This window comes from Sporosarcina sp. 6E9 (assembly GCF_017921835.1).
Taxonomy (GTDB): Bacteria; Bacillota; Bacilli; order Bacillales_A; family Planococcaceae; genus Sporosarcina.
Genome location: NZ_JAGEMN010000001.1, coordinates 1,881,799 through 1,905,298, shown reverse-complemented (window position 1 = coordinate 1,905,298; position 23,500 = coordinate 1,881,799). Strand labels below are relative to the sequence as shown.

Genomic DNA, 23,500 nt, shown 5'->3' with positions numbered 1-23,500 from the left:
AACTAGTGATGCAACCGATTGCATCAATCAATGCAACAAGCAAATAAAGGAGAGATTATCTTTGAACATTGTCGTATGGAATGAAAACCGCCATGAAAAGAAAAATCCAGTTGTAGCGGATATTTATCCAGAAGGAATTCACGGCTGCATAGCAAACTTTTTAAGAGAGGATGCTCATACAGTTACAACGGCAACGCTCGATGAACCTGAACATGGTTTATCCGAAGAAGTATTGAGTCATGCAGATGTACTCATTTGGTGGGGACATCTCGCGCATGATGAAGTCGACGATGCGATTGTTGAACGCGTGAAAAAACGTGTGTTAGAAGGCATGGGCTTAGTCGTTTTACACTCAGCTCATTTCTCTAAAATCTTCAAGACGCTCATGGGTACGACTTGCGATTTGAAATGGCGTGAAGCAGATGAAAAGGAACGTTTATGGGTAGTCGATCCGACCCATCCAATTACGGAAGGCATCGGGGAATATATTGAACTCGAAAAAGAAGAAATGTACGGGGAACACTTTGACATTCCGGCTCCAGACGAGTTGGTTTTTGTCAGCTGGTTCGAAGGTGGAGAAGTTTTCCGCAGCGGTGCAACATTCAAACGTGGGAACGGAAAGATCTTCTATTTCCGTCCAGGTCATGAAACGTACCCGACTTATCATAATGAAGATATACAAAAAGTAATTCGTAATGCAGTCAAATGGGCTGAAAATACGAATACACCAACACCAGTTTACGGAAACGCTAAGCCATTAGAAAAATTAGCAAACTATAACGAATGAATTTAGGAGTGGAAAACATGCGAAAGTTAAAAGTAGCTGTTATTGGATGCGGAAGTATCGCAAGGCATAGACATTTAATCGAGTATAAAAATAATGATGCAGTAGAAATTGTAGCGGTTTGCGACATTGTCGAAGAAAGAGCCGTGGAAATGGCAAGCAAGTATAAGGCTAAATCTTATACGAGTTATGAAGAATTGTTGGAAAACGAAAAATTAGATGCGGTGAGCGTTTGTCTACCAAACTACTTACATGCGCCAGTTTCGATAGCTGCATTGAACGCGGGATGCCATGTATTATGCGAAAAACCGATGGCAACATCTAAAGAAGAAGCGGAAGATATGATTAAAGCTGCAACGGAAGCGAATAAAAAACTTATGATCGCGCATAACCAACGTTTCGTTCCTTCCCATGCGAAGGCGAGACAATTAATTGCCAATGGTGAAATTGGAAAGATTTATAGTTTCCGAACAGCATTTGGACACGGCGGACCTGAACAGTGGAGCGTTGATGGTGCGGATAGCTGGTTCTTTAAAAAGGATCAAGCATTTATCGGCGCAATGGGCGATCTTGGTGTTCATAAGGCAGACTTACTTCGATTCTTACTTGGAGAAGAGTTCGTTGAAGTCGCTGGTTTTATCGAAACAAACGCAAAGGAAAATACCGATGTGGATGACAATGCGGTTTGTATTTTAAAGACAGATAGCGGGATTATCGGAACACTCGCTGCGAGCTGGGCTTATTCGGCCAAAGAAGATAATTCTACAATTATTTACGGTGAAAAAGCGATTTTACGTATTGAAGATGACCCTAATTATTCCTTAATCGTTCAATATAAAACGGGCGAAGTCGTCAACTATGCATTAGGCGGTATTCAGTCAAACGCTGAAGGCGGTCAAACAACGACACATACGATCAATCATTTTGTAGATGCAATTATTGAAAACACTGAGCCGCTTATTAACGGTGAAGAAGGCAAGAAGTCATTAGAAGTGATTTTAGGCGCGTTGGAATCAATGAAAACGAAACAGTTTGCTAGAATCTAAAAATACTGGGAGGTTTTATTTATGAAACTAGGTGTATTTACGGTGTTATTCGCAGATAAATCATTTGAAGAAATGCTTGACCATGTTCAAGCAGCAGGCTTAGATGCAATCGAAATCGGTACAGGCGGTTATCCGGGAGATGCACATTGTAATGTCGATGAACTTCTCGCGAGCGAAGATAAACGAAAAGAATATTTGGATAAAGTTCATTCACGCGGCTTAACCATTAGCGCGTTCAGCTGTCACGGAAATCCCGTTTCGCCGAATCAACAAATTGCCGGGGAAGCGCATGAAACATTCGTGAAAACGGTGAAACTCGCACAACTTTTAGATGTTCCCGTGGTGAATACTTTTTCAGGAACCCCTGGATCAAACGAAGACTCTACACAACCAAATTGGCCAATTTCTCCGTGGCCGACAGAGTACACGGACATTTATAACTGGCAATGGGAAGAGAAACTCATTCCGTACTGGAAAGAACAAGGGGAATTTGCGGAAGATCATGGCGTGAAAATCGGCATCGAACTTCACGGCGGATTTTCAGTTCACACGCCGTACACCATGTTGAAATTGAGAGAAGCGACTTCACCAGCAATCGGTGCAAATCTCGATCCAAGTCATCTTTGGTGGCAAGGCATTGATCCAGTCGCTGCAATCAAGATTTTAGGAAAAGAAAATGCGATTCATCATTTCCATGCAAAGGACACGTTCATCGACCAAGAAAACGTGAACATGCACGGATTAACAGATATGCAACCATACGGAGATGTGCAGTCGCGCGCGTGGACATTTAGATCTGTAGGCTGTGGCCATGGCATACAAGAATGGTCCGATATGATGAGCGCACTGCGCACCTTCGGTTATGATTTTGTCGTCAGTATTGAACATGAAGATCCTCTAATGTCCGTTGACGAAGGATTTTCACGTGCTGTGACGAACTTGAAGTCTGTATTGATAAAAGACCAACCTACGGATATGTGGTGGGTGTAAAGAAAGTAAATGTCTCGGGTTTTACACTTTAAGAATCTCATCAAAACAACATAGGAATAGTGCAATACCTTTCCAAAGCTGAGGCTTACGCTATGAAAACTTCATTCATAGCGTGAGCTTTTTTACATGGTTAACAGTAATGAATTTCCTAGTACTTAACGAATTCTTGATTACTACTTGTATTCCGAATATATGGAATAGGCAGTTGACATATATATTTCCTTATCCTATAGTTTTAACAACATCGTGGAAGAAAATAAACTAAATGCGTAATATCGTTGCGTTAAATGATAGGCTAACAAATACTCTCCACAGATTAGAGAAGATTCATAGAAAAGTATATACAGTAAAAAGAGGTGTAAATAATGACAAACCCAGTAATTGTAGAAGAATACAGAGGTGGACATCTTGAAAATAGTCATCAAGGAATTATTTGTGTTGTTAATGATAGAAAAGAAGTTATATATGAAAAAGGAAATATAGAGAGTCATGTTTATTATCGATCAGCGATGAAACTAATCCAGGCGATTCCGATATTTTCAACGAATATCATTGATAAATATAAGCTTACTCAACAAGAAGCTGCCTTATTCACAGCATCGCAGCGAGGTGAAAAGTACCATCAAGAAGCACTTGAAAGCTTGATGGATAAACTAGGTTTAACGGAAGACCTGCTAATTTGTGGTGCGAGCTATCCGCTAAATGATGAAGCGAAAGAGCAATATATTTGGAATCATAAGCCGAAGAGAAAGTTACTTCATAATTGTGCGGGAAAACATTTAGGGTTCCTCGCCTATGCAAAAGAAAACGGTTTCGATCTAACTAGCTATGATCATCCGAATCATCCGTTACAGACCGAAATTTTAGCACATTTATTCGAGCTTTCTGAAACACCAGTAGAGAATATTCATAAAGGTATGGATGGTTGTGGTGCGCCCGTTTATGGTGTCCCTCTCAAGAATATGGCGATTTCTTACTTGAAATTTGTTGCACCTGATTTAATCAAAGATGAAAAGACAGCGCAAGCCGTGATTAAAATTGGTGAAGTGATGAATGCACATCCGGAGATTATTGCATCTCATAATTTTATCTGTAGCGTGTTGCTTGAGGATGATAATATTATTGCCAAAGGTGGCGCACAAGGCGTGTATTGTTTAGCTCTAAAAAACGAACGGATCAGTATTGCTTTAAAGGTTTCAAGTGGTTCTGAACTGGTCTGGCCTATATTGGTTGCTGATATACTTGAGAAGTTAAATTACAGCAATAAAAAAACAATAGAAAACTTACTTGCAATCCGCTCTGAGGAAATTCTGAATGATAACGGAAAACCTATCGGTGAAACGAAAGTAAGATTATAAACTTTGGAATAGATAAGAATGGAATTGTTAATAGCAAATTTAAGTTAAACATATGGAGGAGTGGTTGATATGGTATTAGAAATTATTGCGACAAGTTTAGAAGATGCGGTTATTGCAGAACAAGCTGGCGCTGATCGGATAGAACTTTGTGTTGCTTTATCGGAGGATGGACTAACGCCGAGTTTAGGTTTGACAGAGTCGGTTGTGAACGGTGTTAAGATTCCAGTGAATGTGATTGTCCGCCCTCATAATCGAGGTTTTCATTATACAGAAGATGATTTATCTGTCATGGTGACCGATATTCGACATATAAAGCGTGTTGGGGCGGCGGGTATTGTGATTGGTGCATTAACTGAAAATAATAAAGTTGATACAGATGCAATTTCGCTTCTCTTACAAGAAGCGGAAGGTTTAGATGTTACTTTCCACCGTGCATTTGATTTTGTAGATAATCAGTTCGAAGCATTAGAAACGATTTCGAGTTTCCCGCAAATCAATCAGATATTAACATCTGGGGGACCAGCACCGGCACCAGAATCAGCTGAACAACTTAAAAAATTGGTGAAGCAGTGTGAAAATAAGTCTATCAAAATTATAGCGGGCAGTGGTGTAACGCCAGAATCACTAGCTTTCTTGATCGAAGAAACTGGGGTGGAGCAGGTTCATCTAGGTTCAGGGGTTCGCGTGAATCGAAGTTTTATGTATCCTGTCGACGCTGAAGTTGTTACGGATGTAAAAAAACAATTAGAGCAAATGCGCAGCTAGATTAAACGAATAAGAGGGATGAGAAATGGAGAATGAGATGTCGTATGTTGTAGGCGTGGATCTGGGTGGAACAAAAATAGCGACTGCATTACATGACCAAAAAGGTACCGTTATTCACCGTGTACAATATCAGACGACGACACTTAAAAGTGCAGAAGAGGTCATCAATTGTTTAGTGAACTCTGTGAATGAGGTGCGCGGTGATTATCCGATAGCCGGTGTTGGTGTTGCATCACCTGGTGCTGTGGACACAGAAAAAGGTCTGATTTTAAAAGGTACTAACTTGCCCGAGTGGTCTAATATTCCACTTCAACAGGAGATGGAGTCTAAACTTAAACTTCCTGTCAAAGTTGTGAATGATGCAAATGCAGCTGCTTGGGGCGAATATTATGCGGGTGCTGGAAAAGATTCAAAGACAATGGTTTATGTAACGCTAAGTACTGGGATTGGTTCAGGTATCGTTCTAGATGGTAAATTATTGCTGGGTAGTAATGGATTTGCTGGGGAGCTAGGACATACAGTGATCGGTCAAGAGGGGGCAATATGTAGTTGCGGACAAGTTGGCTGTTGGGAAGTATTGGCATCTGGTACCGCTATGGCCCGTTTTGCAACTGTAGCGGCAGCGAAGAATTTCACATTGATGACAGAACTTGCAAAACAGGATGGTACACCGATAGGAGCAAAGCATCTATTTGAAGCGAATCGACAAGGTGACATGATCGCTAGTGAAGTTGTTGATAAAGTAACTGACTATGTTGCCTTAGGATTGAAGAACATTGTGCATACATTTAATCCGGATTGTATTGTGATTGGCGGCGGTGTCAGTTTAGCAGGCGATGATTTATTTAGACCGGTGCTTAAGAAAACAAGGAATCTAGTGATGGAACCATATCGCGAAACATTCCGTATTGTGCCAGCATTGCTAGGGGACGATGTGGGTGTTATAGGTGCAGCCACTCTCTGCTATGCATGAAAAGACATTGAAGAAAGTTATTGTTGAATTTAGGGGGGATATAGGCATGACTGACAAAATTGTTGGCGAATTGGCTTATAAAGGAATTCCGGGTGAAATAGAGTTGAGTAAAGATAAACGTATTGCAGCATGGCAAAGACTGCAATATGGCATGTTTATACACTGGGGGCTTTATTCTGAAATTGGTGGTATTTGGAATGGAAAACCAGTGACAAAAGGGTACAGTGAACAAATTCAAATGTGGGCGAATATTTCAGAAGCTGAATACTTAGAAGTCGCTAAAAACTTTACTGCTGAGAAATTTAATCCGGAGGAAATCTGTACATTGGCGAAGGATGCAGGCATGGAATATATCGTAATTACAAGCAAACATCATGACGGGTTTGCGATGTTTGATACGGCCACAACTGATTATGGAATTGTTCACCGCACGCCTTATGGTAAGGATCCCTTAAAATTATTGGCTGATGAATGTCTTCGTCAAGGCTTGAAACTTGGATTTTACTTCTCATTAATTGATTGGCATGAAGGGCATGCGTTTGATGAAAATAATAACAATCCGATCCCAACGTCTATGGAACCCATGATTGAAGGACAGTTACGTGAGTTAATGACAAATTACGGTCCAATCGCCGAAGTTTGGTTTGATATGTCTCACCCAACAGTGGCACAAAGTCTAAAGTTTGCTGAAATTATTCACGAACTTCAACCAGAAGCCATTGTTAGCGGCAGAATATGGAATAATCTCGGTGATTTTAGAACCTTAGCTGATAACCAAGTGCCTTCAAGTACATTAGATGGCGCCTGGCAAACACCAGCATCTATTTATCATGCGACATGGGGCTACCGATCCTGGCAGGAACGCAATGATTTTTCAGGAAAAGTTCGTGATCTTATTACAGGATTGACGAGCGTACGTGCTCGTGGTGGAAACTACTTACTTAATATTGGTCCTCAAGGGGATGGTTCGCTGGTCAAATTTGAATCCGATGTTTTACGTACTATGGGAGAATGGTTGAATAGGCATCCCGGGGCAATCCTAGGTGCTTCTGGTACTCATTTCGGCGGCCAATCATGGGGAGAGGTAACAATCAACAAAAAAAATCTATTTTTACATATTCTTAATTGTCCAAAAGAAAATGAAGTGACATTGTCTGGATTACTGACTGGTGTACTTAAAGTTGTTGAAGATGGTACTTCTAACGAACTGAATTGGCACCTGGAGGAAAATAATCTTGTTATTACATTGCCCGATTCACCAACGGATTCAGTTATATCAGTTATTCGGGTCGAGCTATCTGGAGAGTTGAGACTGATACCAGAACGTCTAATTGGTGCGAATGAAAACAATACTTGGACAATCGAAGCAAATGATATTTACTTTGGTCGTAGTTATGCTGATGAAGGCTATTATAATAGTCTGATTGAAACTACAGTTAGACAAACCGCCTATCTTACGACTCAAGAAGAAGGAAAAGTATTATTAACTGTGCGAGGCAAAGTGACGAATCAAGATGCTCTGTACAAAGTCGAACTTGGCACGGAATCGCAAGTGGTAACAGGTCGTCAATTGATAGAGTCTGAGGTAGGTCCAATTCCAGTTCCAGCGAGTGAAATTGTTCCGCTTACAATCACATTAGAAGATCCCAAGCATGCGAATGAAGATATAGGTTTAACGATTCATACGGCAATTGTAAAATATAAGTAATGAAGTAAATTGTTGAATTGTACATTGAAGTTACTTGTTAATTAAACTTTCAATATTTTTTAGGTTGACAATCTATAAATTTCATGCAAAAATGAATTTATAGATAATTGAGTTTGCGAATTAATAAAAAATCTCCTTCATCTGATTCTAATTTGTAATGTAATCGAAATCATTAATGGATCTTTCAGTAGAGATTGTCTGAATGAAGTAAAGTAAATTAACAAAGTAATGTGGTAATTGTCAAGGGAAATTTTAAAAGGAGGTTTTAATTAAAAATGAAAACGATTACAATTAAGGACAAGAAGCAGTCTAAAAAAGAACAGAAAGAATTGCAACAGAAGAATAGAAAGAGTAAGTGGCGTCAAGCACTCCAAACTTGGCAATTATACCTTTTTATATTACCAGCATTTCTTTACTTTCTTATATTTCACTACGTACCAATGTACGGTGTTCAGATTGCATTTAAAGATTTTACCCCTTCAATGGGAATTTGGGAAAGTCCGTGGGTAGGTTTCGAGCATTTTAAAGCGTTCTTCGAATCATACTATTTCTGGGATTTGATGAAAAACACATTGGGGATTAGTGTTTACTCTTTAATTGTTGGTTTTCCGCTTCCGATATTACTAGCATTATCGCTAAATGAAGCAAAAGATGGACTCTTCAAACGTGGTGTCCAAACTATTACATACGCTCCACATTTTATATCAGTCGTTGTTATGGCAGGGATTATTATTACATTCTTGTCACCATCAACGGGTATCATTAATGACTTTATCGGGTTATTTGGGATTGAGCCAATTGCATTTATGGAAGATCCGAAATGGTTCAAGACAGTCTTCGTCTTCTCAGGAGTCTGGCAAAGTGCCGGTTGGGGAACAATCATTTACTTAGCAGCTTTGGCAGGTGTTGATCCTCAGCAACACGAGGCGGCAATTGTTGATGGTGCAACAAGATTAGAAAGAATTTGGCATATCAATATTCCAGCAATTTTTCCGACAATGGTTATTCTACTTATCTTAAATACTGGTAGTTTACTAGCAGTTGGATTTGAAAAAGTTCTACTACTCCAAAACCCATTGAACATGGAGTCGTCAGAAATTATATCCACATTCGTCTACAGAGCGGGTTTACTAGGTGGGGAATATAGTTTCTCAACTGCAGTTGGATTATTCAACTCAGTCATCAATGCGATTTTATTAATCTGCGTAAACTTCATTGCTAGGAAAACAAGTGAAACTAGTCTTTGGTAAAAAGGAGGAGATCCTGGATGAATACAGCTATTAAAGAAACAATGCCTGACAAAATATTTAAGTTTTTCAACTACTCAATTCTTACAGTAGCTATGATTGCAGTTTTATATCCGCTAATTTACATTATTAGTGCTTCAATTAGTGATCCAGCCGCAGTCAACTCGGGAAAAATGTGGCTCTATCCGATTGATATTACATTTGAAGGGTATCAACGCGTCTTCAATAATGCGAAAATATGGAATGGTTATCGTAACACTATTTTCTATACTGCACTGGGAACATTTATTAACTTATTGGTCACATTACCCGCTGCATTTGCACTATCAAGAAGAGATTTTGTTGGACGTAATTTCTTCATGACAATGTTCGTAGTTACGATGTTTCTCAGTGGTGGATTAATCCCTAGTTATCTATTGGTGAAAAACTTGGGGCTTATGAACTCAGTTTGGGCTCTTGTACTCCCAAACGCAGCAGCGATTTGGCATATCATCGTCTGTCGTACATTCTTCCAATCTACAATTCCAGCAGACTTGGAAGATGCAGCTAAAATTGATGGTGCTTCGATTTTTCATTTCTTTGCAAAAGTCGTTCTACCATTATCAACACCGATTATTGCTGTTATGGCTTTGTTCTATGGTGTTGATCACTGGAACTCTTACTTTAACGCGATGATATATATATCAGATACAAGTAAATATCCATTGCAATTAGTATTACGTGAAATTCTTGTTCTACAAGAGATGTCTACAAATGTAAATAACTTAGATGGTGCTGCACTTCAGAACCAAGCGAATATCGCAGCAATTATGAAATACGCAGTTATGCTAGTTGCGACATTACCGCTTATTATCGTATATCCATTCATGCAACGTTTCTTTGTTCAAGGCGTAATGATTGGTTCAGTAAAAGGTTAATTTAAAAATGCAGAAGTCTAGGAAAGGGGTTGATAATTAAGTAGTGAATTTGTATTCATAGATTTGTTAAATATAAATTAAAAAGATAAAGGGAGTGGATCAAATTGAAAAAACTTAAGTTTCTAGCTGTTTTTGTTTTACTAATTGGTTTATTAGCTGCTTGTAGTTCGGACAAGAAAGAAAAAGAAGTCATATCAGCTGAGCCAGACGATAACTTCAATGCTGAAGGTTATCCAATCGTTGATGAGAAAATTACAATCTCAATGTTTGGTACAAAGGTTGGGGATGAATATTGGAAGGACATGGAGTTTTTCAAGGCAATGGAAGAGAAAACAAATATAAATTTTGAATTCAGAACGCCAAATCTTGATAGTCTTGCAACGCAGAAAAACCTCATGTTCGCAAGTGGCGACTATAGCGAAATCTTATTTGCTGCTGATTTATCCAATGAAGAGCAGATTAAAAATGGGGGACAAGGTACGTTAATCCCACTTGAAGATTTAATCGAAGAATATGCGCCAAACATTAAAAAGATGTTTGATGAAAATCCAGAAGTTAAAAAGTCTGTTACAGCAAGAGATGGTCATATATACGCTTTACCACAAGTTTCACAAGGTGAAAACTGGTACCGTGGACCATTATGGTATAACGCTAAATTCTTAGATGCATTGAATGTAACTGAATTACCAGAAACGACGGATGAAATGTATGAACTATTAAAACGTTTCCGAGATGAAGATCCAAATGGCAACGGTAAAGCAGATGAAATTCCACTAACAGCCAATGGTATGAATGATGTTCGGCAGTTCTTTCTTGGGGCATTTGGTGTGCTTGATAGCGCGACAGGTGCTTACGTAGCCGATGATAAGGTTCAATATAGCCGGAACCAACCAGGCTATAAAGCTTATTTGGAATATATGAAGTTGTTATATGATGAAAAACTATTCGACTCAGAAAGTTTTTCCCAAACAGATGAGCAGAAAAAAGGTAAAGGTCAAGAAAATAGAGTTGGATTATTTGCAGATTGGTTCCCATTCTTTACGTTAGGAACACCTGAAAATGGAACTGAAAACCCAATGATGGTTCCAATTAAGAGCGACATGGTTGATGAGCCAACGATTCCAATGGGGTCTGGTATTACGGCAGGTACATTCGCAATTACTGATAAAAATAAGTACCCTGCAGCAAGTATTCGTTGGATTGATTTCTTATATTCCGAGGAAGGATATGCAATGCTTAACATGGGTCCAGAGGGAGTATTCTGGAGTTGGGCAGACGAGGAAAAAACAATTAGAAAGCAAAATGAAACACCTGGTGAATTCACATCATCAGAAGATTGGCGCGGGTCACTTACGCCAGATTACGGAATTGCAACACCGAAGCTTGCATTCGATTTACAATTTGAAGAAGAGAATGAGTTCGCCGATTGGATTCGAGAAGAAACTGTAGAAAAGATTCACCCTGTTGGACATGTACCGCTACCACCATTGTTCTTAACAGATGAAGAGCAAAAAGAAATTAATAGAATTAGAACAGACATCGATTCATATGTAGAACAAATGGAAGCGAAATTTATCACAGGACAAGAACCAATGGAAAACTGGGATAAATACTTGGAAACACTTGATAAGATGAAAGTGGACAGACTAGTTGAATTATATGATCAAGCATACCAGGACTATAATTCAAACTAATCAATCACACTGATCAATTATCATTTGTCGTATAAAAGGTTGGCTTAGGTAGGAAAACAAACTGTCAGTGAGTTTTCCTACTATAGGCACCTGAATCGCAATTTAAGGAGTACCGGTATCGAATACTAAGACTTATCCAGTTGTTTTATTGACTTATGGTGAAACTATTTCTATGATAGACAAGGTTCAGATAATAATATGATCATCATTTTGGGAGTGTAATCACCATGTTTAACAATATTATTGAAGGAATTCTTGGGATAGGTAATTGGTGTGCCAAAATAATCTATCTTCATTTTTTATGGATTATTTTTACGTTACTTGGGCTTATTGTTTTTGGAGCGATGCCAGCGACTACAGCAGTATTTTACGTAATTCGAAAATGGCTAGAAGAAGATATCGATGCCCCTATATTTAAAAACTTCTATAGGAGTTACAAAGATCATTTTGTGAAATCTAATGGCCTTGGTATTATCCTTGTGGGTATGGGGTTATTTCTTTATTACGACTATAGTATTTCGAAAATGGAGATTGGAATCCCTTTTCTTCACTTCATCATATTGGTAATTGGATTTCTTTACTTCATCACGCTTTTATACTTTTTTCCAGTGTTTGTTCGCTATGAGTTTAAGTTTTTTGACTATTATAAAAAACCATTTCAACTTGCACTTGGGCGTCCATTTGAAACATTGGCGATGATTATCAGTTTTGTTTTATTGTATTATTTCTTTCATATTTTCCCGTTATTTTTTGTCGTTGCAGGTGTACCATTGATTGCCTATCCTTCAATGTGGTTTGCGCACAGGGCTTTCTCGCAGATTGAAGCTGGGGCTGCTTAATAACGGAATAAATCACTATGGATCACTATGTCGGAAAATGCCTAGTAGATAGATTACTTCTGACATAGTAATTATTTCTAAGTAAATGGCAATATGAGGCATTAACTGTAATCGTTTACATTAGGACTATATTAATTATATTATATTAGGAGGATTTTAAAATGACTAAAAAACTTAAATTGGGTATTATCGGCTGTGGGGGTATTGCGAATGGTAAACACCTTCCAAGTCTAAGTAAGCTCGATACTGTAGAACTTGTTGCATTTTGTGATATTAAAATTCAAAAAGCTGAAAAAGCAGCGAAGCAATATGGAACTGAAGGTGCAAAAGTTTATGAAGATTATAAAGAGCTACTAAGCGATAGTTCAATTGATGTTGTACACGTTTTAACACCGAATATTTCTCATGCTGAAATTTCAATTGCAGCCATGGAAGCTGACAAACATGTTCTATGTGAAAAGCCAATGGCAAAAACATCTGCAGAAGCGAAAGAAATGCTTGAAGTTGCTGAGCGTACTGGTAAAAAGCTAACAATTGGTTATGACAATCGTTTTAGACCTGATAGCCAACATTTACATAAGGTCACAAGCCGTGGTGATCTAGGTGAGATATACTTTGCTAAAGCACATGCAATTCGTAGACGTGCTGTTCCAACATGGGGAGTATTCTTAGATGAAGAAAAACAAGGTGGGGGTCCGTTAATCGATATCGGTACTCACGCGCTGGATTTAACACTATGGATGATGAACAACTACAAACCAAAATCGGTTATGGGTTCTGTTTATCATAAACTAGGCAAGAAAGAAAATGCTGCAAATGCATGGGGACCGTGGGATCCAGAGAAATTTACGGTCGAAGATTCTGCATTTGGATTCATCACAATGGAGAATGGTGCAACAATTAGTTTAGAGGCAAGTTGGGCACTGAATACACTAGATGTTGATGAAGCAAAGTGTTCCCTAAGTGGTACCGAAGGCGGAGCCGATATGAAAGATGGTTTGCGCATTAACGGTGAAGATATGGGGAATCTATATGCAACGAAAGTAGAGTTAGGTTCAGGTGGGGTTGCCTATTATGATGGGGCATCGGAAAGTAATGCAGACCTAGAAGCACGCTTGTGGATTGAAAGCATCATTAATGACACAGAGCCAACTGTAAAACCTGAACAGGCTTATGTTGTAACACAAATTCTAGAAGCAATTTACGAATCAGCTAAAACTGGAAAAGCAGTTTACTTTGACTGATAGAACTATTTCTAATTATGCGTAGTAATTAGTTTAGATTTAAAAATGACCGAAAGCCCTGAGATTGGAAGTGTTTTTTGTCTAACTTAGGGCCGGTATTTTTATTTCAGCACGAGACGAAGTTTTAGATTACATAGCTATGAAAAACTATAGAAAAGTGAGTGGTATAAATGATTAAGGTAGCGCTATTAAGTAGATGGCATGTACATGCAGATGATTATGCACGAGACATTAAAGAAATCAATGACTTATCAATTGAAATGGTTTGGGATGAAGAAGTAGAACGTGGTGAAGGATGGGCAAATGAACTGAATGTTCCATTTGAAAAAGATCTACAAGCAGTTTTATCTAATCCAGATATAGATGCAGTTGTTGTCAATACACCGACAAATATGCATAAAGAAGTTATCATTGCAGCAGCAAAGCATAAAAAACATATTTTCACTGAGAAAGTCTTGGCATTTACAGTAAGAGATTGCGAGGAAATTTTTGCAGCAGTTGAGGAAGCTGGAGTAGAGCTAATGGTTTCTTTACCAAGACTCACAGACAATAACTTCCTTTACGCAGAAAAGTCGATTAACGAGGGATGGATTGGAAAGTTAACAATGGTTCGTTGTCGCTTTGCTCATAACGGCGGTGTTGCTCCAGAAGGACAAGCGAATGGATGGTTACCGGCACGTTTCTACGATAAAGAACAAGCGGGCGGAGGCGCAATGATGGATCTTGGCGCACACCCGATTTATCTAACAAACCGCTTAGCAGGAAAAGCAGCTGGTGTATATGCACGTCTTCACAAAGAAGGGAATACTACTGTAGATGATAACTCTGCACTTCTAGTAGATTATGAATCAGGCGCACTAGGGATTATTGAAACAAGTTTCGTATCAAACGGAAGCCCATTCCAACTAGAAGTATACGGAACTGAAGGAACGCTTTTAATCAGTGATGATAAGATTCAGATTAATAGTGCAAATGTTGAATCAAAAGCGTTAACTGAAGTATTACCAAGTTTACCGATGCCAATGGTACAGTGGGTAGATTCAATTAAAACAGGGGCAACACCAACAATTACAAAAGAAGATGTTCTCAAATTAACAGCAATAAATGAAGCTGCAATCATATCGCATGAAGAGGGTCGCAGAATCGAGTTATAAGGTAGACGGAACATTATCGGGAAATTATTTTGGACCAATTGACCAGCAAAATTGATTATAAACTATGTTTATAAGGATGTTGCTGGTCCTATTCATTTTTACACTAAACTAAAGGAGAGGTTCGAATGTTAAAAGTTGGCGTTATTGGAGTCGGATCAATTTCAGAGATGCACATCACTTCTTATTTAAATAATAAGGAAGTAGAACTGGTCGCATTCTGTGATATTCATGAAGGACGTCTTGCTGAAAAAGGAAAGTTATTTGGTGTTGACCAATTGTATACTAGCCACCAGGAACTCTTGGAAAATCCAGAGATCGACGCAGTTAGTATTTGTACATGGAATAATAGTCATGCGGAGATTGCTGTTGCAGCACTACAGGCTGGTAAGCATGTCCTAGTCGAAAAACCAGTGAGTATGACAGTTGAGGAAGCGCTTATGGTTGAAGAGGTGGCTAAAAAGTCAGGGAAACTTGTTCAAGTTGGCTTTGTGAGGCGTCACGCTGATAATGCGAAAATCTTGAAGCAATTTATCGATAATGATGAGCTTGGTAATATCTATTATTCAAAAGTATCTTACTTAAGACGTCTGGGCAATCCTGGTGGTTGGTTTAGTGATCAAACGAAATCCGGTGGAGGCCCACTTATTGATCTGGGTGTACATGTCATTGATATTGCTTGGTATTTAATGGGGAAACCACGTCCGGTGTCAGTAAGCGGAAATACATATCGTAAACTGGGTAACCGTAACAACGTTGAAAATCTAAGTTTTTATCAAGCGGCAGATTATGATCCGACGCTAAATGATGTGGAAGATCTAACAAATGCACTCATTCGTTTTGAAAATGGTGCATCACTCTATGTTGACGTGAGCTACGCGCTACATGCAAAAGAAGATGAAACATCAGTGAAGTTATTTGGTGACAAAGGCGGCGCAGAAATTGAGCCAGCATTGGCACTTGTTACAGAAAAACATAATACAATTTTAAATATTGCGCCTCAAATTGATTCATTGGGTTTCGACTTCGCAAAATCATTTGCAAATGAAATCAATCATTTTGTGGACTGCTGTCAATCAGGTGAAGAATCAATCGCGCCGATTGCTGATGGTGTTGAAGTTATGAAAATGTTAAATGCGATTTATGAGTCCGCGAAAACCGGAAAAGAAGTGTATTTATAATAAAGAAGGGGGAAGAAAAGTAATGGGGAAATTAGGACTACAATTATATTCGATTAAAGAAGCTGCTGAGAAAGATTTTTTAGGTACACTGGAACAAGTTGCTGAGATGGGGTATGAAGGTGTTCAATTCGCTGGGTTCTTTAATCATACTGCAAATGAAGTAAAAGCTAAAATGGATGAACTTGGTATTAAGGCAGCAGGTGCACATGTTCCAATTGAAGATTTACAAGGTGATTTAGATGAGTTGCTCATTTATCACAATACGATAGGCAACCGTCTACTAATTTGTCCATGGCTAGCAGATGATATGCGGACGACGGCTGATGATTATAAAAGAACAGCTGAATTATTCAACAGTGTAGGCGAAAGATTATCTAAAGAAGGATTTGCGTTTGGTTATCATAACCATGCCTTTGAATTTGATTTACATGACGGGAAGACTGGTTTTGATATCCTGTATGAAAATACGAATCCACAGTATGTCAAAATGGAATTAGATTGTTTTTGGGCGACGAACGCGGGCTATGATCCTGTCGAGATTATTAAGAAAAATGCAGACCGATGTGTTTCTTTACACATAAAAGACCTCAAATTAGTTCAGGGGAATCCGGTTTCTACAGAACTTGGTACAGGAACGATTGATATTGCCCGTTTAATCAGAACTGGTAATGATCATCAAGTGGACTGGTTTGTTGTAGAACAAGAAGATTTTACGGGAGATCCAGTAGAGAGTGCTGCACAGAACGCTAAAGCATTAAAGGAAATTATTGAGTCAGTTTAAACATGAAAAATGCTGAGAAAGAAGGAATCTACTTTCTCAGCATTTTTTATTATGTTGAATCACGAATGATTAATTCATGGTCTAATAAAACACTATCCACCTCAACACCTTTAATTTTATCGATGAGCATTTTTGCTGATGTGAAGCCCATTTCATACCCTGGTTGAGAGATTGTCGTCAATGTTGGATGGGTCATGTTGGAAAAACTAATTTTATCAAAACCAATGAGGGCGATGTCATCCGGAACGTGTAATCCTCTACTATTAATTTCCTTTAGTGCGCCAATCGCAAGAATGTCAGAGACTGCAAAAATAGCAGTCGGCTTATCAGGGAGTGAAAGCAGGTGGCGCATTGCTCGTTGGCCATGTTCAAATCCTAAATTATCCGTATTGTATATCCAGTCAGTATTCACCGTTAAATTAGATTCATTCAAAGCTTTTTCAAAGCCTTGACGACGTTGCCGGGCATATAAAAATTTATTATGCGAATTAAGCAGGGCAATTTTTTTATGTCCGATTTTAATTAAATAACGCACTGCATGGTAAGCAGCCAGTTCATTATCGATGGATACATATGAGATATTACCCCCTTCATCGTACTCACTACATTGTACGACGGGATACCTATCTGCAAGCTCAAGTAGTTTAGTTCTGTCAACGGTTGGATCCATTGAAATAATGCCATCTGCTAGTTGACTTTTAAGTAGATTAAAATAAATGTTCTCTTTAATAGGATTTGAACCTGTTTCACATAGAAGGATATTATATCCTTGCTCGATTGCAGCATTTTCGATTCCATTAATGATTTCAATATAAAACGGGTTGGATATACTTGGAATGAGCGTCAAGAGTAGTCTACTTTTAGCAGTACGTAAATTACGTCCAAGTACGCTCGGTTCATAGTTTAGTTCTTCAATGATTCTTTGTACTTTTACCCTGGTTGCTTCTCTTACAAGGCTTGGATTATTAATGACCCGTGAAACCGTAGCGACGGAGACCCCCGATTTTTTAGCAACTTCTTGTATCGTGGCGGACATAGCATCAACTCATTTCTTTATAGTAATCGATTACATTATAAGTGGATAAAAAACATATATTGTGCTTTATGAAGACATGTAAAACAAATGAAAGCCCTCACAAAAAGAGGTTAGTATTTTAAATTGATACCCTACTTCAATTATATAGAATAAAAATAAAAAATGTTGGATTTATCTAAAAAAACAATTAAAATAATACTTTTTAAATGAATTTAATAAAAATCGGGCTTCTACTGGACTTTAAAATACGGTAGAAGTAAACTAAAAATGCAAATACAACTAAAAACTATGCATTTTAATATGGGGGAATCAGGCATGACAAAAGTGATTAAAATTGGCATTATTGGTGGCGGAGGAATTGCAGGAAGCCATGCAAATGCTTATTTGGCAATGGAAGGTGTTCAAATTGTAGGCGTAGCTGATGTAGTACCTGGGAAAGCCCAACAATTTATTGATGAATTGGGAATTGAGGGGGCACTAGCGTTTGAGGATCATAAGAAAATGCTTGAGCTAGATATAGATGGTGTAAGTATTTGTACGCCAAACGCATTCCATCATATAACAAGTATTGATGCTCTGCGTGCTGGCAAACATGTGCTTGTTGAAAAACCTTTAGCGGTTACACTTGAGCAAGGAATTGAAATGGTACAAGTAGCGAATGAGACAGGTAAAATGCTATCTGTAGGTTTCCAACCTCGCTATGATCCAAATATGCAACATGTAAAAAGGATTGTTCAGTCAGGGGAGCTTGGAGACGTATACTATGTAGAAGTAGGTGGCGGACGTCGTCGTGGTATGCCGGGAGGAACATTTATCAGTAAACAGTTGGCAGGTGTTGGCGCGATGGCTGATATTGGAACGTATTCGCTCGATCTTGCTTTAAATGCGTTAGGCCATCCAAAACCACTAACTGTTTCGGCATTTACATCAAATTACTTTGGTACAAATTCAAAGTATCATCCTGAAGCAGAAAAGTTTGAAGTAGAGGACTTTGGGGTCGCGATGATTCGCTTAGAAGGTGGTATCGTTCTAAACTTTAAAATCTCATGGGCAATGCATATGGATACATTAGGACCAACGATTTTCCTTGGTAAAGATGGTGGCTTAAAGCTCACAACAGCTGGAAGTGGTCCATGGAGCGGTGTTTGGGACGGTGGCATAGGATCAATGAGTATATTCCATGACACAGATAAAGAACAAACAGAAACAATCATACCTTTAGAAGAGCATACGCTTAACATTTTTGATGAAAAAGTACGTGATTTCGTTGTCGCCATTCAAGAAGGTAAGCCAGCCCCTATTCCAGGAGAAGAAATTCTGGTCAACCAAGCAATTATTGACGCGATATTTCGATCGTCTAGGGAAGGAAGAGAAGTCGAGGTTCAGCTTCCAGAACTATAATTCAATTAAACTGTTTACTGCCCTTTTGGCGTAAGCAGTTTTTATTTAAAAGTTATGTAAACGATTTCAATTGTATACAAAATGAAGTATAATAGAGTTATATTTGATAATTAAAAAAATGGAGGTAGTAATTATGAAACTAGGTGTATTTACAGTATTATTTGCAGAAAAATCATTTGAAGAAATGCTCGATCATGTTCAAGCAGCTGGTTTACAAGCTGTTGAAATTGGTACTGGTGGTTATCCGGGGAACTCACATTGTGATTTAGACGCGTTACTTGAAAGTGAAAAGAAACGTGAAGAATATCTTGAACAAGTGCATTCACGTGGTTTGACAATCAGTGCATTTAGCTGTCACGGAAATCCGGTTTCGCCTGATCATGAATTTGCAAAAGCTTCTGATGATGTATTAAGAAAAACAATCGTGTTAGCCAACTTATTAGACGTCCCTGTTGTCAACACATTTTCTGGAACACCTGGAGATCATGAGGAAGCGAAATATCCAAACTGGCCTATCACACCTTGGCCAACAGAATATAGTGATATTTTAACGTGGCAATGGCAAGAGAAACTGGTCCCTTATTGGAAAGAAATCGGACAACTCGCTGAGGAAAATGATGTAAAAATCGGTTTGGAATTGCATGGCGGATTTTTAGTTCACACACCGCACACGATGCTTAAATTGAGAGAGTTAACTTCACCGGCGATTGGCGCGAACCTAGATCCAAGTCATCTTTGGTGGCAAGGAATTGACCCAGTTGCTGCAATTAAGATTTTAGGAAAAGAAAATGCAATTCATCATTTCCATGCAAAAGATACATATATTGACCAAGAAAATGTCAATATGTACGGTTTGACAGATATGCAACCTTACGGAGATGTACAATCACGTGCGTGGACGTTCCGTTCCGTAGGATGTGGACATAGTATTCAAGAATGGTCAGATATGATGAGTGCACTACGCACGTATGGTTACGACTATGTTGTGAGTATCGAACATGAAGATCCGTTAATGTCTATTGATGAAGGGTTTACACGTGCGGTTACAAACTTAAAATCGGTATTAATTAACGAACAACCTACTGATATGTGGTGGGCATAAAATCGCAATTACTTAAGTGAAGAAGGCTCATAAGGTTAGGGAAGGAGACAAATATATGAAACTTGGTTTGAGTTCTTACAGTCTTTTAGGTGCATTCAATCGTAAGGAAATGACGATTATTGATGCAATCCAGTGGGTGGCAGATCAAGGTGGGGAACATATTGAGATTGTTCCTAATCTTGGTTTTAGCTTTGAAGAGGATCCAACATTAATAGATAAGGTTCGTGAAAAGGCTAATGAAGTAGGGATTGAACTTTCAAACTACGCAATTGGTGCGAATTTTATTACCGATAACGAAGAGGATTATCAGGCAGAAATTGTACGCGTCAAGAAAGAAGTCGACATTGCAAATCAACTAGGCATTAAGTTTATGCGTCATGACGTTGCATCCCGTCCAATCCCTGAAACAACAATCCAACAATTCGAAGCGGATTTACCCCAATTGATAGAAGCTTGTAGGGAAATTGCTGATTATGCCAATCAGTACGGTATCATAACGAGCGTGGAAAATCATGGGTACTATATTCAAGCAAGTGACAGGGTTCAATCATTGGTTAGTCATGTAGACCGACCAAACTTTAAAACAACATTAGACATAGGTAACTTTTTATGTGTAGACGAGGATCCAGTTGTTGCGACAAAAAATAATATTGAATTAGCTTCGATTGTACATTTCAAAGACTTTTTCCATCGCCCTGCAAAACTTAATCCTGGTGAAGGGTGGATGCAAACTGCTTCTGGAAACTATTTAAGGGGCACGATTGTTGGGCATGGGGATATTGATATTAGAGAAGTCATGCGTATTGTCAAAGGGTCTGGGTTCGATGGGTATATTTCTGTTGAATTTGAGGGGATGGAAGACTGTAAACAAGCATCCAAAATAGGTATGGCAAATGTTCGCCGATTATGGGATGAAATTTAACTAAATTCAGTGCTGAAAAATGGAGTTCAGTCAATCCTAGTTGTCCTCTTGATAATATAAAGTGGAGGCAATTATACCTAAGCAGAATTAATGGAAAATAAACAGTGTCCAGAACAGAGTGATTATTGCCTTGTGCTAAGGGAAAATAGTCAACACGATATTTCAACAAATCCTGTGAAAAGGCATTGTTCTCTCAAGTAAATGAGTGAATGATGCCTTTCCTTTTGTAAATGTACATTATTATCGACTTAAGATATTCGCACGTAGGAATAAACTATCTAGACTTTCTAATGTGAAAGAACAACGAAGGGAATGATCAAGGTGAAAATTGCAGTTGTAGGCGTAGGAAAAATAGGACAAAGACATTTGAATATTTGGTCGAAGCTCGAGGGTGTTGAAATTGTTGGAGTTATTGGCCGTAATCCGGAAAGATTAAAAGTTGTTGGAAATCGGCACGGTGCGAGGACTTTTACAAGTATTGAAGAACTACTTTCAGAGGTAGAAGTTGACGCCTTTGATATTTGTACACCAACAGACACGCATTTATCGTTTGTAACCCAAATTGCCGAAGCGCATAAAGATATTATTTGTGCGAAACCACTTGGCGTAACGAGCGAGGAAGCGGAAGAAATGATCGCTATTTGCGAGCAGAATAACATTCAACTACTCGTCAGCCATACGCTAAGATTCTTCCCGGAATACGCAAATGCAAAAGAGCAAGTAAAGAATGGTGCAATTGGACGTCCCGGAGTGATTCGTATGTCAAGAGGTGTTCCTTATCCTTCAGCCGGTAGAGAGTGGTATTCAGATGAAAAGAGAAGTGGCGGTCTATTTCTTGATGTGGGCGTTCATGAATTTGAATGGATTCAATCAACGTTTGGGGATGTGCATCGCGTGATGGCCAAACATGTAAAACACACCGAAGCGAATGGACGGGCAATGGAGTATGGGCTTGTAACAATTAGAATGGTTGATGGAACAATCGTTCATGTTGAATTGTCTTGGGCTGAGACAAAATTCCGCTCATCCTTCGAACTGACTGGAGACAAAGGAATGATTACTTATAATCTTGACGAGACAAATCCGGTAATCCTCGATGTTCACAATGACGGAACTTCCGTAGATTGGCCCCAAAGTATGCTGAGAAGAGATCCATATACACGCCAATTGGAGCACTTTTTAGATTGTCTCACTGGGAAAGTAGAACCTGTTGTTTTGGCTACTGATGCATTAGCAGCAATCCGGATTGCTGAAGCTGCAAAGAAGTCAGCGGAAGAGGGACAGCCTGTTGTATTAAGTGAAGGGGGACAAAAGATATGAAAATCGGGATGATTAGTTTTGCGCATATGCATGCGTTGAGTTATGCAGACACACTTCAACATCGGAGCGATGTAGAGTTATCTTATATTTGGGATGAGGACAAAGTAAGAGGAAAAGAAATGGCGGAAAAATATAATTGTCAATATATCGCTAATCTGGATGAATTTTTGGAAACAGATATCAAAGCAGTTGTTATTTGCTCAGAAAATATACACCATAAAGAACATGTGATTAGTGCAGCTCAAGCTAATAAACATATTTTATGTGAAAAACCACTTGCAACCGAAGTAAAAGACGCCGAAGCAATGATAAAAGCTTGCGAAGAAGCGGAAGTGATTTTGCAAGTTGCATATCCAGTGCGATTTGCACCTGCCATTGAAAATGTAAGAACAATGATTCAAGAAGGTGCGATTGGCAAAGTACTTGCGATTAATGCGACAAATCATGGTTTAATGCCGGGTGGATGGTTTATTGATCAGGAACTTTCGGGCGGCGGATCAGCGACCGATCATATTGTTCATATTATGGATGTGATTCGCTGGATTTTCAAAGATGAAGTAAAAAGTGTGTATGCCGAATTAGACACTAGATTTTATGATATAGATGTTGAAGATTGTGGCATGGTTTCATTGGAGCTTGAATCTGGAATGATCGTCTCTATTGATCCAAGCTGGTCTAGACCCAAAACATACCCGACTTGGGGGAATTTTGTGATGCACTTCGTTGGAACAAAAGGAAATTTAAGTGTAGACGCTTTCAAACAACATTCGCTTTATTATAATGATGTTGATGAGAAGATAGAGGAATTACCATGGTCAGAAGATATGGATGCTGGTTTAATTGCGGATTTTATTGACTGTGTTAAATCTAATGGCACGCCATCAATTACTGGAATCGATGGTTTACGTACACTAGAAGTGGTGAAAGCCGCTTATCTATCTAATGAAATGAAAAAAACAGTGACACTTAATCGTGTTTAATAAACCGAAAACTTCTCAAAAAGTTTCACCAGTAATTGGTGCGGACTTGAATGTATTTAGG

Annotated in this window: 21 protein-coding genes; 20 read left to right on the top strand and 1 reads right to left on the bottom strand. The window is 38.7% G+C overall.

What is annotated here, in order from left to right; genetic code table 11:
• Nucleotides 1-61: 61 nt before the first annotated feature.
• The 15 genes from J4G36_RS09760 (at nucleotide 62) to J4G36_RS09690 (ending at nucleotide 16,678) form a co-directional block, all read left to right on the top strand.
• Nucleotides 62-787 (top strand): ThuA domain-containing protein, encoded by a 726-nt coding sequence (locus tag J4G36_RS09760; protein ID WP_210469813.1) that lies wholly within the window; start codon nucleotides 62-64, stop codon nucleotides 785-787.
• A gap of 17 nt (nucleotides 788-804) precedes the next feature.
• The gene (locus tag J4G36_RS09755) at nucleotides 805-1,830 is read left to right on the top strand and encodes a Gfo/Idh/MocA family protein (RefSeq protein WP_210469812.1); all 1,026 of its coding nucleotides are present in this window, start codon (nucleotides 805-807) and stop codon (nucleotides 1,828-1,830) included.
• Nucleotides 1,831-1,851: 21 nt separating this feature from the next.
• A complete protein-coding gene (locus J4G36_RS09750; protein ID WP_210469811.1) occupies nucleotides 1,852-2,820 on the top strand; it encodes a sugar phosphate isomerase/epimerase family protein in 969 nt (322 codons plus the stop codon).
• Between the two features lie 365 nt (nucleotides 2,821-3,185).
• On the top strand, nucleotides 3,186-4,178 hold the full coding sequence (locus J4G36_RS09745; protein ID WP_210469810.1) for an asparaginase: 993 nt from the start codon (nucleotides 3,186-3,188) through the stop codon (nucleotides 4,176-4,178).
• Between the two features lie 69 nt (nucleotides 4,179-4,247).
• Entirely contained in the window at nucleotides 4,248-4,943 is a 696-nt protein-coding gene (locus tag J4G36_RS09740) for a copper homeostasis protein CutC (RefSeq protein ID WP_210469809.1), read from the top strand.
• Nucleotides 4,944-4,968: 25 nt separating this feature from the next.
• Entirely contained in the window at nucleotides 4,969-5,916 is a 948-nt protein-coding gene (locus J4G36_RS09735; RefSeq protein ID WP_210469808.1) for an ROK family protein, read from the top strand.
• A 46-nt stretch (nucleotides 5,917-5,962) separates the two neighbouring features.
• Complete coding sequence (locus tag J4G36_RS09730) at nucleotides 5,963-7,624, top strand: alpha-L-fucosidase (protein WP_210469807.1); 1,662 nt, start codon at nucleotides 5,963-5,965, stop codon at nucleotides 7,622-7,624.
• 275 nt (nucleotides 7,625-7,899) lie between these two features.
• Complete coding sequence (locus J4G36_RS09725) at nucleotides 7,900-8,874, top strand: ABC transporter permease (protein WP_210469806.1); 975 nt, start codon at nucleotides 7,900-7,902, stop codon at nucleotides 8,872-8,874.
• Nucleotides 8,875-8,891: 17 nt separating this feature from the next.
• The gene (locus J4G36_RS09720) at nucleotides 8,892-9,788 is read left to right on the top strand and encodes a carbohydrate ABC transporter permease (RefSeq protein ID WP_210469805.1); all 897 of its coding nucleotides are present in this window, start codon (nucleotides 8,892-8,894) and stop codon (nucleotides 9,786-9,788) included.
• 104 nt (nucleotides 9,789-9,892) lie between these two features.
• On the top strand, nucleotides 9,893-11,482 hold the full coding sequence (locus J4G36_RS09715; protein WP_246880466.1) for an extracellular solute-binding protein: 1,590 nt from the start codon (nucleotides 9,893-9,895) through the stop codon (nucleotides 11,480-11,482).
• A 227-nt stretch (nucleotides 11,483-11,709) separates the two neighbouring features.
• Nucleotides 11,710-12,321, top strand: coding sequence for a YesL family protein (locus J4G36_RS09710; RefSeq protein ID WP_210469804.1), 612 nt, complete (start codon nucleotides 11,710-11,712; stop codon nucleotides 12,319-12,321).
• Between the two features lie 161 nt (nucleotides 12,322-12,482).
• Nucleotides 12,483-13,565 carry a Gfo/Idh/MocA family protein gene (locus tag J4G36_RS09705; RefSeq protein ID WP_210469803.1) on the top strand — a complete coding sequence of 361 codons (1,083 nt, stop codon included), beginning with the start codon at nucleotides 12,483-12,485 and terminating at the stop codon, nucleotides 13,563-13,565.
• A 170-nt stretch (nucleotides 13,566-13,735) separates the two neighbouring features.
• Entirely contained in the window at nucleotides 13,736-14,719 is a 984-nt protein-coding gene (locus J4G36_RS09700) for a Gfo/Idh/MocA family protein (protein WP_210469802.1), read from the top strand.
• A 125-nt stretch (nucleotides 14,720-14,844) separates the two neighbouring features.
• The gene (locus J4G36_RS09695; RefSeq protein ID WP_210469801.1) at nucleotides 14,845-15,897 is read left to right on the top strand and encodes a Gfo/Idh/MocA family protein; all 1,053 of its coding nucleotides are present in this window, start codon (nucleotides 14,845-14,847) and stop codon (nucleotides 15,895-15,897) included.
• Nucleotides 15,898-15,919: 22 nt separating this feature from the next.
• Nucleotides 15,920-16,678 (top strand): sugar phosphate isomerase/epimerase family protein, encoded by a 759-nt coding sequence (locus J4G36_RS09690; RefSeq protein WP_210469800.1) that lies wholly within the window; start codon nucleotides 15,920-15,922, stop codon nucleotides 16,676-16,678.
• A 49-nt stretch (nucleotides 16,679-16,727) separates the two neighbouring features.
• Here J4G36_RS09690 and J4G36_RS09685 read toward each other — a convergent pair whose 3' ends face one another.
• Nucleotides 16,728-17,714: a LacI family DNA-binding transcriptional regulator gene (locus tag J4G36_RS09685; protein WP_210469799.1), complete on the bottom strand. Its 987-nt coding sequence runs from the start codon at nucleotides 17,712-17,714 to the stop codon at nucleotides 16,728-16,730.
• 315 nt (nucleotides 17,715-18,029) lie between these two features.
• On the opposite strand from J4G36_RS09685, the gene J4G36_RS09680 reads away from it, so the two are divergent.
• From J4G36_RS09680 to J4G36_RS09660, 5 genes are all read left to right on the top strand, one after another.
• Complete coding sequence (locus tag J4G36_RS09680) at nucleotides 18,030-19,115, top strand: Gfo/Idh/MocA family protein (protein ID WP_210469798.1); 1,086 nt, start codon at nucleotides 18,030-18,032, stop codon at nucleotides 19,113-19,115.
• Between the two features lie 133 nt (nucleotides 19,116-19,248).
• On the top strand, nucleotides 19,249-20,217 hold the full coding sequence (locus J4G36_RS09675; RefSeq protein WP_210469797.1) for a sugar phosphate isomerase/epimerase family protein: 969 nt from the start codon (nucleotides 19,249-19,251) through the stop codon (nucleotides 20,215-20,217).
• A 55-nt stretch (nucleotides 20,218-20,272) separates the two neighbouring features.
• On the top strand, nucleotides 20,273-21,139 hold the full coding sequence (locus J4G36_RS09670) for a sugar phosphate isomerase/epimerase family protein (protein WP_210469796.1): 867 nt from the start codon (nucleotides 20,273-20,275) through the stop codon (nucleotides 21,137-21,139).
• Between the two features lie 321 nt (nucleotides 21,140-21,460).
• The gene (locus J4G36_RS09665; protein WP_210469795.1) at nucleotides 21,461-22,459 is read left to right on the top strand and encodes a Gfo/Idh/MocA family protein; all 999 of its coding nucleotides are present in this window, start codon (nucleotides 21,461-21,463) and stop codon (nucleotides 22,457-22,459) included.
• The gene (locus J4G36_RS09660; protein WP_210469794.1) at nucleotides 22,456-23,439 is read left to right on the top strand and encodes a Gfo/Idh/MocA family protein; all 984 of its coding nucleotides are present in this window, start codon (nucleotides 22,456-22,458) and stop codon (nucleotides 23,437-23,439) included. The genes J4G36_RS09665 and J4G36_RS09660 overlap by 4 nt, the downstream gene beginning before the upstream one ends.
• The last annotated feature ends 61 nt before the right edge of the window (nucleotides 23,440-23,500 follow it).

Bases quoted from the DNA above. Each gene is read 5' to 3' on its own strand.
- J4G36_RS09700 (WP_210469802.1), top strand. From the start codon at position 13,736: ATGATTAAGGTAGCGCTATTAAGTAGATGGCATGTACATGCAGATGAT.
- J4G36_RS09690 (WP_210469800.1), top strand. From the start codon at position 15,920: ATGGGGAAATTAGGACTACAATTATATTCGATTAAAGAAGCTGCTGAG.
- J4G36_RS09685 (WP_210469799.1), bottom strand. From the start codon at position 17,714: ATGTCCGCCACGATACAAGAAGTTGCTAAAAAATCGGGGGTCTCCGTC.
- J4G36_RS09735 (WP_210469808.1), top strand. From the start codon at position 4,969: ATGGAGAATGAGATGTCGTATGTTGTAGGCGTGGATCTGGGTGGAACA.
- J4G36_RS09675 (WP_210469797.1), top strand. From the start codon at position 19,249: ATGAAACTAGGTGTATTTACAGTATTATTTGCAGAAAAATCATTTGAA.
- J4G36_RS09670 (WP_210469796.1), top strand. From the start codon at position 20,273: ATGAAACTTGGTTTGAGTTCTTACAGTCTTTTAGGTGCATTCAATCGT.
- J4G36_RS09740 (WP_210469809.1), top strand. From the start codon at position 4,248: ATGGTATTAGAAATTATTGCGACAAGTTTAGAAGATGCGGTTATTGCA.
- J4G36_RS09695 (WP_210469801.1), top strand. From the start codon at position 14,845: ATGTTAAAAGTTGGCGTTATTGGAGTCGGATCAATTTCAGAGATGCAC.
- J4G36_RS09750 (WP_210469811.1), top strand. From the start codon at position 1,852: ATGAAACTAGGTGTATTTACGGTGTTATTCGCAGATAAATCATTTGAA.
- J4G36_RS09680 (WP_210469798.1), top strand. From the start codon at position 18,030: ATGACAAAAGTGATTAAAATTGGCATTATTGGTGGCGGAGGAATTGCA.
- J4G36_RS09725 (WP_210469806.1), top strand. From the start codon at position 7,900: ATGAAAACGATTACAATTAAGGACAAGAAGCAGTCTAAAAAAGAACAG.
- J4G36_RS09710 (WP_210469804.1), top strand. From the start codon at position 11,710: ATGTTTAACAATATTATTGAAGGAATTCTTGGGATAGGTAATTGGTGT.
- J4G36_RS09730 (WP_210469807.1), top strand. From the start codon at position 5,963: ATGACTGACAAAATTGTTGGCGAATTGGCTTATAAAGGAATTCCGGGT.
- J4G36_RS09720 (WP_210469805.1), top strand. From the start codon at position 8,892: ATGAATACAGCTATTAAAGAAACAATGCCTGACAAAATATTTAAGTTT.
- J4G36_RS09745 (WP_210469810.1), top strand. From the start codon at position 3,186: ATGACAAACCCAGTAATTGTAGAAGAATACAGAGGTGGACATCTTGAA.
- J4G36_RS09660 (WP_210469794.1), top strand. From the start codon at position 22,456: ATGAAAATCGGGATGATTAGTTTTGCGCATATGCATGCGTTGAGTTAT.
- J4G36_RS09705 (WP_210469803.1), top strand. From the start codon at position 12,483: ATGACTAAAAAACTTAAATTGGGTATTATCGGCTGTGGGGGTATTGCG.
- J4G36_RS09755 (WP_210469812.1), top strand. From the start codon at position 805: ATGCGAAAGTTAAAAGTAGCTGTTATTGGATGCGGAAGTATCGCAAGG.